This window comes from Synechococcus sp. R8-2, from assembly GCF_047461715.1.
Lineage (GTDB): Bacteria > Cyanobacteriota > Cyanobacteriia > Thermostichales > Thermostichaceae > Thermostichus.
In genome coordinates, this window is the sequence record NZ_JANSHQ010000065.1 from 1 (window position 1) to 11,100 (window position 11,100).

Sequence of the window (11,100 nt, forward strand, 5' to 3'; positions counted from 1 at the left end):
AGTTCAGCGTGAATGTATCAGGCTCAACAAAGTACCTCAAGTCATCTAGGGAAGACTGCTCGACGAGTAGTCCTGGGATCCAGACTGGAGAGAGCGGCGGGCCAGCTTGGCATAGGTCTTCACCGTCTCGTAGGGCATCTCCAAATCAGCGGCGATCTGTTGTAAGCTCTCTCCACCTTCGCGGCGGGCCAGGATCGTCGCCCACAGTTGGGCAGTTTTTTCGGCGCGGGATCCCCCTTGTCGTTGCCGCTGGCTGAGAAAGAGGGCGCTCAGCTCCTCGATCCGCTGGGCCACCTGCTCTTCCCGGGAAGGGACAGGGGAGGCGGGTAGCTCTTCGGCCAACCAACCCAGGCGGGTTTGCCCCAGCCCAAAGGGGGTTTTGTGGCCGGTGCCGCAGTAGGGGGCAAGGTGGATCAGAGCTTGGAGCTGCTGCTGCAACAGCTCAGGCGCACGGGAGGAGACAGCCAACTGCACACAGCCGATGAATCCCGTCACGGATCCCTGGCGACCTGCGGTGGTTTTGACCGATTCCAGACGGTGCCGCTGGATGATCACTTCCCCATCCACCCAATCCAGAAAAGGCTCCGCCTCGATGGGCAGACCGGAAAAATCGTTCCAACGGCGCAGATAGCTGTGGAACAGGTTGCGAGGGATCGGCAGCGGCAGATGGTGGCCCCGGTGGCGAAAGCTGGTGGGCGAGACGAAGGAAAGGCTCCAGGAGCGGGGGGAAAGAGGCTGCTCCAACAGTTGACGATAGGTGCGCGGGGGGATCGAGATCTGCCATCCCAGGATCTGCAGCGGGGATCCCCGCAATTCCAGCCAGGTGGGCAGCCGTTGGCACCACCCTCGCAGCCACTCCACCACCGGCGGGTTGAGGCCGGTGATCCACCAGCGGAAGGGGAGATGAGGCGGGATCAGCGGTCGCCCCCCCTGCTCGCGGAACGGCCCCATCAGCCGGGAGAGGGTAAAAGGTTTCTCCGATTCTCCATCGTGCAAATAGGCCGATAGCTGCGGGTCTGTCTCTTGCACCTGGCTCAAGAACCAGGCGTGCAGCCCTTTGGCATAGTGGGGATCCAGCAGGTAAGACCGAGGAGCCTGAACTTCCAAGGTGATCCCCACCAACTCGGATCCCGTCGGCCACTTGCCGTTCGCTTCTCTATCAGCAGATGGCTCTGAGAAACTCAGCATAGGCACAGCCCATTCCCAGTCCACAGCAACAATCAACACAAAACCCAACTTTCCATTGAGAAAATTTTAGAAGGGATCCCTTCTTATTGGGTTTACTCTCGAATTGCCCGTTGTACAGGCAGAAAAAATCTCACAATCTGAAGAAAGCCTTGAAATCGTCTGCAACCCATCGCACTCGATCTATACTGCTAGCAATCTAGAGGACTGAAAACCATGAGGCGAGAGCGTTTATCGGATATGGCTGAAACAATCGGTAACCTCAATGGCATCTCTCGGCTTGATTCGATTGGTTACCCACCCAACCGGCAAACCCTTTTTTGAAGGGCTTGGGTCTTCCGCGAAGGATTAAAAATCGAGGCCAATTGCCCCCAGCCCTTAGGGATCTGTCCGTCGCAGCCGATGGAAGCCCTGTCCAAGACTTGTCTTCCTTTTTCGCATTTCGCAGGTGCTGCTCATGACCCCTACTTCTGCTCCCTCTCCCGTTCCTGTTGCCTTGGCCTGGTGCCTGGCGTGGGGAGAACAGCGGGATCCCCAGTTTGCCCTGGAGACCTTGCAGCAGATGCGGGCCGCCGTTCGCGCCGACAACGAGGCCGGGATCCCAGAAGAGCTACGGCCCATTTTGGCTCAGGTGCGCCAATTTCAGGAGAGCATGGCGGCGAAGACCTTTCCCAGAACCCCGGCGGAGCTGCAATCCCGCTACCCGGAGCTGTGGCAGCAGACAACCCGCATCGGCTTGGTTTACGGGGGGGCCACCAAGATCAAGAGCTATGTCTTCGAGTCGGCCAAGCTGTCGGAAATCCGCGGGGCCTCCGCTTTGTTGGATCGCATTAACCTGGTGGATCTGCCCGCCTTTTTCGGGGATCCCGAGCAAACCTACCTGGGATGGGAAGGTTTGGGGAAAGAGTCTCAAGCAGAGCTGAGGGCCTATGTGGCCGAGCAGATCCGGCCTTGGCTGCAGCAGCACTACCCGGCTTTGGCGCAAGCCCTGATCCCGGAGCTCATCATCTACTCCACCGGGGGCAATCTCCTGGCCTTTTGCCCGGCGGCCCATGTGGACGATCTCTGTGAGGCCATCGAGCGGCGCTACACCGAAGAAACCCTCACCGCCAACGCCTGCGCCGTGGGATCCGCCTTTCGGCTGCTGGAACTGCGCTACGGCCTGTTGCGGGATCCCATCGAACGCACCCCCTGGCTGGATTGGCTGGCGCAACACAAAACCCATCCCCTGGTGAGAGCCTATTTTGGGGATGGCAGCGAAGCCAGATTTCAAGACCGCAAAAGTTTCAACGAGTTGGTGGGTTACCTGGCCGCCCGCTTCAACCACCGCCGCAACGGCAATCCGGATCCCGGTCGCCCCAGCCGCGCCCATCCCGCCTTTTTTGAAACCCATCCCTACCTGCGCCGCGACAGCACCGACCGTCGCCCTGCCATCGCCAAAGCCGACCTGGTCGATCAGCCCTGGCTCTCGGAAGCCACCGCTCGCAAAGCCCTGGTGGGTCGCCAGGCCAAGCGCATTGAAACAGGCAAGCAAGGGTGGTTCCGCAAGTTCCCCACCTGGGATCCCGGCTTTGTGGAAAGCTGGGTAACGCGATTTGCCCGCTTTCTCAACTCTCCCGCCGGCGAGCCCTACCGGGAGCGCTATTTGCAGCCCCATCAGGGATCTGTCCAGGGGATCGGCGAGGCCCAATCTCTACGGGAAGTGGCCAACGCCAGCCTGGGCAGCCAGGGCTTTGTGGCTTACCTTTACGCCGATGGCAACGACATGGGGGGCTATGTGCAGCAGATCCAAACCCCAGAAGCCTACCGACAATTTAGCCGGGATGTTTCCGAGGCAACGGAAAAAGCCGTTTACCACGCCCTCGCCCAGCACCTGCAGGCCCATCGGCTGCACGGCCTATCCCCAGATCCGGAAACCGGCAGAGACCGCAACGGCGAGTGGATCCACCCCTTCGAGATCCTGACCATCGGCGGAGACGATGTGTTGGTGGTGGTGCCTGCCCACAAAGCCCTGGAAATTGCCGCCACCTTCTGTGAGCAGTTTGAGCAGCTCCTGCTGGACACCTCGGCAACCTATGCAGCTCAATCTTCCGGCAAGGTGCCTCACCGCTACCCGGCGGCAGATCGGAAGCTCTGTCGGCTCTCCGCCTCGGTGGGGGTGCTGATCGCCTCGGAAGACACCCCCATTTACTACGCCGAAAAGCTCACCGAACAACTGTTGAAATCCGCCAAGAGCTACGCGAAAAAGCTGAAGCCCAAAGACAAGGACTGCTCTGTGGCCACCATCGACTTTCTCTCGTTGAAGTCGGTCGCCCTGGTTGTCTCCAGCATCCAGGATTTTCGTCGGGAAGCTCTGGAGATCCGCCAGAACAGCCACACCCTCAAGCTCTACGCCGGCCCCTATACCGTCCCGGAAATCCACGGGTTGCTGAGAACGGTACAAGCCCTGCAGGAGGCCAATTTTCCTCGCTCCCAGCTTTATCAGATTCGCAGCTTCTTGGAAAAAGGCAAACGCACCGCCACCCTCAACTATCTCTATTTCCGCAGCCGCCTGGGCAAAAAGGGGCAGCCGCTGATGGAGGCTTTTGAGCGCACCTGGTGCAAGGCCAAAACCAACGACGGCCACCTTCCCCCCTGGATGTATGTTGAGCCACAGGTATCCTCGTCAACGCCAACCTATGAAACCATCTGGCGGGATCTGGTGGATTTGTACGCCTTTGTGCAAAAACAGCCCCAGGCCGAGGGTCGGCCCGTTCTGGCGGAGGTGGAGTGATGGTGAGACTGGCAGAGCTGCCCCAAGCGGGGCGAACGATCACCTCTATCCCTTTGAGGGCCACCCTCGCCTCTGCCCTGGCGGTGGGAGCCGGCGGCTCCAGCGGCTCCCTGGCGGATAAGCCCCTGCTCAAAGATGCCTTTGGCAGGCTGATCATTCCCGGCTCCCAACTGAAGGGGCGGCTGCGCCACGAGTGCGAGAAACTGGCCCGTGGCCTGGGCTGGGCCATTTGCCGCTCTCCCGACCCAGAGCGCATGTGTCCGCAGCGGGAGGGCAGCGCAGGAAATTTCCACCGCCCCGAATACCAGGTGGAGGGCTACGCCGGATCCCATTGTCTGGTCTGCCAGATATTCGGCAATCCGGCCCTGGCTGCCCGCCTGTGGGTGGAGGATCTCGTCTGCGAGGTGCCGCCAGCAGCTCTGGAACCAACCCTTCGCCCTGGGGTCACCCTCAACCGCCGCCGCCGCACCGCCGAGGATCAGCGGCTCTACCTCATTGAGACCTCTCCCGCGGCTGAGCTGACTTTTTCCGGATCCCTGCAGCTTTTGCCCGATTGCCCTTCCTGGGGCAAAACTCTCCTGTTGGCGGCCCTGCACCACCTGATCGCGCTGGGGGGCAGCAAATCCGCAGGTTTGGGCTGGCTGCACTGGGATCCTGGATCCCTGCAGGCTCTCCAGCCCACCGCAGCCGATTGGGCTTTCTTGGCCCAGGGAGGGAGCTGATGGAAGCCATTCAACTCACCCTAACGGCTCAGTCTCCCTTGGCCATCGGTCGGCAAAAGCCGGGCGGCTCCATCAGCGAGGCCCAGGATTACATTCCCGGCAGCGTGATTCGCGGTGCTCTGGCCGACCTCATGCTCAGCCAAACCCAACATCGCCCTGCCGAGGCGCTGGAAGGAGATTTGGCCGCCCTGTTTACGGCAGCTCGGCCTGCTGTGTTTACCCACGCCTATCCGGGATCCGGCAGCAAGGTCTTGCCGGCCACGGCCTTCAGCTCGAAAAACAATCCCGGCTTCCGCTCAGAGGCGGGCAAAACGGGGGTGTTCGACACGCTCCTGGATCGCTTCTGCTCACAGCGGCTGGGGATCCCGTTCGATCCCACAGAGCCGGACGGTTCCGGGGGAAGAGTGGAGCCCTTCGGGGGGTTCTACAGCCAGCAGGAGTCTGACCTGGGGCCCCGCTACGAACGAGCTGCTGTGTCCAAACGCCTGCTCACGCGGGTGGGGATCAACCGTCGCCGCGCCACTGCTGCCGACCAAATCCTCTACAGCCTAGAGGTGATGAACGAGGGCAAAGCCCGCCCCAATGGGCATCTGGAGCGCTCCCTTTTCAGCGGCTACATCTACCTGCGGGATCCCAAGCTGGCCGAGACCCTCACCCGCTACCTCAACGCCCACGCCCACCTGCTGCGCTTGGGAGGAGGGGTGTCGCGGGGATTGGGCCGGGTCAACGTCACGGCTCGGCGTCTGGCTGCTCCCCGGCCTTCCCTGGCCCAGCGGGTGGAAGCCTTCAACCAAAAGCTGCGGCAGCGCTGGCAACAATGGCAGGTGTTCGGGGATCCCTGGCAGCCCCTTCTGCCGGAGCGGCAGTATTTCTCCATTGGGCTGCAGTCGGGGGCCATTCTCAAAGAGCGCTGGCAACGCACCACCGTGCTCACCCCCCAGATGCTCCAGGAAGAGGCCAACTGCGAAGATGGATCCCTGGCTTTGGAGCTGGCCTTCAGCAGCTACGCCTATGTCTCCGGCTGGAACGCTGCCTGGGGTCTGTTCAAAGATGTAGAATTGGTAACCACGCAGGGCAGCGTCTTTCTGCTGAGCACCACGCAACTGGAGCGTTGGATCCCGATTTTGGCGGAGATGGAATACTGGGGGATTGGCGAACGCACTGCTGAAGGATTCGGCCAAATCGAAGTTTGCAGTCCGTTCCATCATCATTTCTGGGAGAACCCGCTATGACCTTCGCCACCAGCGAGATCACATCGGAACAAGAGCTCAAGATCCAACGGCAAATCCGGCTGGCCGAAGATGATCTGGTCGCCAGAATTCAAGCCGCCTTGGATAACTTCAGAGGTCTCAACAGATTGGAAGAGGCCCAATATCGCAACCTATTGCACGTGGCAGCTTCCACCGAAAGCTCAGAGGTGATCAAGAACTTTTTGCGCTACCAGGTGGGGCGCGATGACAAGTGGGGGCGGGGCAAAGACTCTTTGGCAGAAGCCATCATCAAAGACATCGACAACTGGATTCATCAAAGGGCTATAGCCATCGCCAGGGAAGCCGGAATTGAAAGAGCATCCCCCAAAGTCAACGAGATCAAAATTGACTTGATTCGGCGCTACCTGGGCTATGGGGCCCGCTACCTCAAGTACAAGCGAGAGGGAGGAGGATCCTAGACCGTGACCTACAGCAGTTTTACCCTTGAGAGAGCCATTTCGACCTTTCAGCTCAGGTCAAGAATCATCCATGGCCTGCTTGCGGAGGTTCCACCGACTGAGTGCTCCGATTACTTGAAAATAACCCTAGATCGCTATCTCGGCTTGGCCACCTCGGTCAACAGCGAAAAGGCCCGCTCCGAGTTTATCATCGCCCCTGTGCTGGGAGAGGTGAAGTACCTATGTCGGGATCAAATCTCGCTGTTTTCCGGCAAGGAATTCAACGTGGATCCCGAGAGGGGGCTGGTGGGCCTATGCGACTACATCATTTGCCTATCCCCTCTCCAACTCTACATTCAAGATCCGGTGGTGATTATCGTTGAGGCCAAAAAAGAAGACTTGATCGGGGGTCTGGGCCAGTGCGTTGCCGGTATGGTGGGGGCACAGGTCTTTAACAAGAACTCCAATTCTCAAGTAGACAGTGTCTATGGAGCAGTAACCTCAGGAACCAACTGGCGATTTGCAAAACTCGAGGGTGACCAACTCTTTATCGATGACAGGGAGTACTTTATCTCAGAAATTGCTCAGATCCTAGGGATCCTCTTGAGTTTTATTAAGGGCTCCGTCTCGCTTCGGGAATGGCAAACCTCTGCAGTACAAGCCTTAACTTGAGCAGCCATTTGAGGGAACAATGTTCGACGTTTTCAAAAACCGCTTGGAAATCACCGGCACCCTCACCACCGTGACCGCTCTGCACATCGGGGTGGGCCGCTCCACCGAACCCATCGGCTCGGATTTGCCGGTTCTCAAGGATGCGCTGGGCCGTCCGCTCATTCCCGGCTCCAGTTTGAAGGGGGCGATGCGCTCTCGCCTGGAAAGTTTCTTGCGGGGCATCAACCCAGAGCTGGCCAGGGATCCCGGCGAATTGACCAGCAGCGAGCAATTTCAGATCATCAACCAAATTAAAAATGACTACAAAGGGGACGATGCGGCTCTGACTCAAAAGCTCATTGAGGCCACCGACTGGGTCTCGCAGGTGTTTGGATCCCCTTGGTTGGCCGGCAAGGTGCAGATCCGAGATTTGCCCGTGGTGCCGGAAGCCTGGTTTGGCCAGTACCAAGAGCGGGATGGCGTGGCCATCGATCGGGATACGGAAACGGCGGCAGATGGCAAGCTGTACGACTTGCAAGTGGTGCCTGCCAGCACCCCCTTCCGGTTTCATGCCGTCGTCGAAAATGCCGAGGAATGGGAACTGGGCCTCTTGGCCATTGGCCTGCACCAATTGGAAACGGAACAGATCCCCCTGGGAGGGGGGCGCTCCCGTGGCTTGGGGGTTGTCCGCCTGCAGATCTCGGCAATCTATTGGTTCGACTCGGAAGGGGATCCAAGACGGCTGCTGGCCTACCTTCAAGAGCTGGTGGCCGGATCCCGACAGCCGCTCAGCCCGGAGCAGGCTGCCGCTTTGCGCCAAGACTGGGTGGAAGCCCTGGTTGCCAAATTAACAACGGCCTCTCAACGGCAATCGGTCGGCCCCCGCCGCTAGCCCTATTTCATGTCAGGAGGGATCCCGATGGTCTTCATGGACTCTACAACGGTTGGCGATACGGTCAGCGTTTTCCACCCCTATCGGTTGACAAACTGGACAGACTGCTTGCCGCCCCAAGCCCCTCAACCAAAAGCTCCTGTTCTGGTGTGAAGGATCCCAGGCTATGCACAAACGCTACGTTAACCATTGCACCCTCTGCCTCGCCCTCAAGCCCGATGGCCCTGTTCTCATCAAGGCGGGCAAAGAAGGGGCTGACCCGACGAAGCCGGATATGGAGTTCGTCGAAACCTATCACGGCGGCGGGCGAACGGTCTATTTTCCCGGCAGCTCCCTCAAAGGGGCAATTCGCGCCCATGCGGAGCGCATCGTCCGAACGGTGGGCAGCGACAGACGTCCTGAGGGGGGAGGCTTCAAACTCTGGGCCAGCGATCCCCTCGACCAAAAGGCCAATCAATGGCTGGAAAAAATTGAAGAGCCCCACCAGGTTTACGCCCTTTCTTCCTTTACGGATCAGATGTTCGGCAACACAGCCATCGCCAGCCGGGTCCGCATCGAAGATGCCTATCCCAAGCCGGGAACCCCTCTGCGCCTGGAGGAACGTAATGGGGTGGCCATCGACCGCGTCTTCGGCTCAGTGGCGGTGGGGCCGTTCAGGTATCAAGTGTGCGTAGAGGGATCCTTTCAAACCAAGATCCACCTGAAAAACTTTACCCTGGCCCAACTGGGTCTGCTGGGACTGGCGTTGCGGGATCTGGATGAAGGCTGGTTTGGCATCGGCTTTGCCAAGTCCCGCGGCATGGGCACCGTTCGGGTTGAGTACGAGTGGGCGGTGGTGGACTATCCGGGCTGCCTGGTGGATGAGGCAAACAGGCAGATTCGACTGCTGGGATCCCCCCTGACCTGGCCACAGGGATCCCTGTTGGGGGCGGGCGAATTTTTAACCCCCGAAGAGGCAGGCAAATACGGCTTCCCCAAACCCGATTGCCAAGCGGTGCCGGTGGGAGCGGAGCCGATGCCTTTGGGATTTGGGGCGCGGCTGACCTGGGATCAGACGTCTGAGGCCAAGGTGGAACATCTGCTCGCCACCGCCGTAAACAGTTGGGCCAAACTCCTGCAAGCGGAGGCCAAAGCCGTATGAAACCAGCCTACGTCGCCTCCCTCAAGATTCAAGATGGGGCAGAGTCCTCGCTTTCCCAAGTGCTCTCGGCTTGTTTTTCCACTTCTGAAAAAACCTACTCCTTTCTGCGCTGGCCCCATCGAGTCAGCGGCATTCAGGTGGGGATCCCGGCGGATCCCGTCTGTCCAGAGGGGCAAGTTTTCTCCCAACAAGGGGAACTGCGCTGGAAAAGCACCCCCCACGGCTGGGATCTGCTGTATCTGGGGATCCAAGCTCCCCCGGACTCCTTTATCCCTCTGCCGGGAGAGTGGCGGTGGGAGGATCACGCAGCCGACCTGTACGGATCCCAAAATCGAGAAACCCGCTTTCCCAAGCCCCTCAGCCATCCCCAAGATCTCAAGGTGGGCCAGCGCTACTTCCGAGATGAGCGAACTGCCCGCGTTCACTTTATTGCCCTGATTCCGAGGTGACCATGACCCCCCAAGGCCCTCGCCCATTGCCCAACCAGGCCGCATCTGCAAGATCGTCTGCCGGCAACAGCAGTCGAGTTGGAGGCAAACCAACCGTGTTTCCCAAACCCTACGAGCTGATCCCGTTTCCCACCCAGCGCCCCACGCTGGAGCGGCCCGCCGGCCACGCCCAGTTCCATCCCGATAGGTTGCACGGCACCCTCTTCCTCACCCTAACGGTGCAGACTGCCGTCCACATCTCCACCGGCCACTTGGCCTTGGGCAGCGATGTCGGGGTGAAAGGGATCCCGGTGCTCAAAACCATGACCACCACTCCCAACGGAAGGCTTAAAATCCAGGGCAGCTCCCTCAAGGGGGCCATCCGGGCCATGTACGAGGCGATCACCAACAGCACCCTTGCGGTGATGACGAGCCGGTACAAAAATCAGATCCCCCCGGAGCGGCACCCCTGCCGCAACAAGCAGCAGCTTTGTCCGGCCAGCCGCGTTTTCGGTGCCCTGAACTGGCAGGGATTGGTGGAGTTCAGGGATGCCATTGCCACCAGTGCCGGATCCGGCGGCGGATCCCTGCCCCCCCTGTACCGTCCACGCCCGGATCAGTGCAAAGCTTATTTTCAGAAGGAAAACGGCAGAGTCATCGGGCGCAAGTTCTACTACACCCACAGAAACGCGTTGCAGGACAGTTCAAGGGGAACGCCCACCCAGCAAGCGATACAAAACACAGTTTTCAAAACCCAAATCCACTTCAAAAACCTCACCCCTGCCGAGCTGGGCACCTTGCTCACGGTTTTGGGGCAGGATCCCAACCATCCCATGCTGCTGAAGGTGGGGGGCGGTAAGCCCGTGGGCCTGGGATCCCTGCAGGTCACCCTCGACAAGATCGAGCGGCCCGGCAACCTAAAAGATCGCTACAGCCGCTACGATCCCCCAGAAGCCGATACCCTGGAAGGAGGACGCCTCCAAGCCTTTGTGCAAGAGCAAATTCAAGCTGCCCAGGGCTACATCTTGCCCGAACAACTCAAGCGATTGGCCGCCATCCTGAGTCCCACTGCTCTGCGCGAGCCGCCCACCGGAGTGTACTGAGGGTTCCCCCATGCTGTCAGACACTGTCGATCTCAGCCCCCAATCTTGGGATCTCGCCCACGGCATCGCCCTGACCTTGGCCAAGGAAAGGGTGGATGTCAGCGAGTTGAGCAAATGCGTCGCCTATCTGCGCTCGGTCGCCCACCACCCCGACGCGGGATCCCGCTTTTTCCGATTCACCGGCGAGCTGGTGCGGGAAACTGGCCTATGCCGTACCCAACAAACCAGAAGATACTATCAGCTTATTGACGAAACCTGCAAAAGGTACTTGCAACCTCTGCAGGACAGGCCGGCAGAGATGCTGCAGATCCTGGGCTGGGCAGCCCGGCTGGCTTGCTACTACAAGGATGGAGGGATCCCCATTGGCGAGATTTCACCACCTCAGGGATCCCAACCCAACGACAACTCCGGTCGCAAGGACTCCGTTCCCCAAGGGGCGGGAAACAAATCCCAGGACGACAGACAACAGCAAAACAATCAACACCAACAAGACCCAGCTCAACCTCAAGCCCGCAAAACCCATTGCCAGATCGGGCAAAAACTGAAGGCCACCATCA

At 59.7% G+C, this 11,100-nt stretch carries 11 protein-coding genes; 10 read left to right on the top strand and 1 reads right to left on the bottom strand.

Annotation, left to right across the window (positions count from 1 at the left end; genetic code table 11):
- Positions 1-45: 45 nt before the first annotated feature.
- Positions 46-1,227 carry a CRISPR-associated endoribonuclease Cas6 gene (gene cas6 / locus NW819_RS01630; RefSeq protein WP_011432245.1) on the bottom strand — a complete coding sequence of 394 codons (1,182 nt, stop codon included), beginning with the start codon at positions 1,225-1,227 and terminating at the stop codon, positions 46-48.
- A gap of 415 nt (positions 1,228-1,642) precedes the next feature.
- Between cas6 and cas10 the strand changes: the two genes are divergently transcribed.
- From cas10 to NW819_RS01680, 10 genes are all read left to right on the top strand, one after another.
- The gene (gene cas10, locus NW819_RS01635) at positions 1,643-3,958 is read left to right on the top strand and encodes a type III-B CRISPR-associated protein Cas10/Cmr2 (RefSeq protein ID WP_414329364.1); all 2,316 of its coding nucleotides are present in this window, start codon (positions 1,643-1,645) and stop codon (positions 3,956-3,958) included.
- A complete protein-coding gene (locus NW819_RS01640; protein WP_414412698.1) occupies positions 3,958-4,680 on the top strand; it encodes an RAMP superfamily CRISPR-associated protein in 723 nt (240 codons plus the stop codon). Before cas10 ends, NW819_RS01640 begins: the two co-directional genes overlap by 1 nt.
- Positions 4,680-5,912, top strand: a complete 1,233-nt coding sequence (gene csx10, locus NW819_RS01645; protein WP_414412699.1) for a CRISPR-associated RAMP protein Csx10 — start codon at positions 4,680-4,682, stop codon at positions 5,910-5,912. Before NW819_RS01640 ends, csx10 begins: the two co-directional genes overlap by 1 nt.
- Positions 5,909-6,349 (top strand): hypothetical protein, encoded by a 441-nt coding sequence (locus NW819_RS01650; RefSeq protein ID WP_414344023.1) that lies wholly within the window; start codon positions 5,909-5,911, stop codon positions 6,347-6,349. The genes csx10 and NW819_RS01650 overlap by 4 nt, the downstream gene beginning before the upstream one ends.
- 114 nt (positions 6,350-6,463) lie before the next feature.
- Entirely contained in the window at positions 6,464-7,000 is a 537-nt protein-coding gene (locus tag NW819_RS01655) for a hypothetical protein (RefSeq protein WP_148202689.1), read from the top strand.
- 19 nt (positions 7,001-7,019) lie between these two features.
- Complete coding sequence (gene csx7, locus NW819_RS01660) at positions 7,020-7,871, top strand: CRISPR-associated RAMP protein Csx7 (protein ID WP_011432239.1); 852 nt, start codon at positions 7,020-7,022, stop codon at positions 7,869-7,871.
- A gap of 166 nt (positions 7,872-8,037) precedes the next feature.
- Positions 8,038-9,012, top strand: a complete 975-nt coding sequence (locus tag NW819_RS01665; RefSeq protein ID WP_414412700.1) for an RAMP superfamily CRISPR-associated protein — start codon at positions 8,038-8,040, stop codon at positions 9,010-9,012.
- Complete coding sequence (locus NW819_RS01670; protein ID WP_011432237.1) at positions 9,009-9,461, top strand: hypothetical protein; 453 nt, start codon at positions 9,009-9,011, stop codon at positions 9,459-9,461. The genes NW819_RS01665 and NW819_RS01670 overlap by 4 nt, the downstream gene beginning before the upstream one ends.
- Positions 9,462-9,556: 95 nt before the next feature.
- On the top strand, positions 9,557-10,543 hold the full coding sequence (locus tag NW819_RS01675) for an RAMP superfamily CRISPR-associated protein (protein ID WP_414412701.1): 987 nt from the start codon (positions 9,557-9,559) through the stop codon (positions 10,541-10,543).
- 10 nt (positions 10,544-10,553) lie between these two features.
- Positions 10,554-11,100 (top strand): hypothetical protein (locus NW819_RS01680; RefSeq protein WP_414412702.1); only part of this gene is annotated, 547 nt, incomplete at its 3' end.

What these genes read in the sequence shown, in the direction of transcription:
- NW819_RS01650 (WP_414344023.1), top strand. Translation starts at nt 5,909, where the DNA reads ATGACCTTCGCCACCAGCGAGATCACATCGGAACAAGAGCTCAAGATC.
- NW819_RS01670 (WP_011432237.1), top strand. Translation starts at nt 9,009, where the DNA reads ATGAAACCAGCCTACGTCGCCTCCCTCAAGATTCAAGATGGGGCAGAG.
- csx10 (WP_414412699.1), top strand. Translation starts at nt 4,680, where the DNA reads ATGGAAGCCATTCAACTCACCCTAACGGCTCAGTCTCCCTTGGCCATC.
- csx7 (WP_011432239.1), top strand. Translation starts at nt 7,020, where the DNA reads ATGTTCGACGTTTTCAAAAACCGCTTGGAAATCACCGGCACCCTCACC.
- NW819_RS01640 (WP_414412698.1), top strand. Translation starts at nt 3,958, where the DNA reads ATGGTGAGACTGGCAGAGCTGCCCCAAGCGGGGCGAACGATCACCTCT.
- cas10 (WP_414329364.1), top strand. Translation starts at nt 1,643, where the DNA reads ATGACCCCTACTTCTGCTCCCTCTCCCGTTCCTGTTGCCTTGGCCTGG.
- NW819_RS01665 (WP_414412700.1), top strand. Translation starts at nt 8,038, where the DNA reads ATGCACAAACGCTACGTTAACCATTGCACCCTCTGCCTCGCCCTCAAG.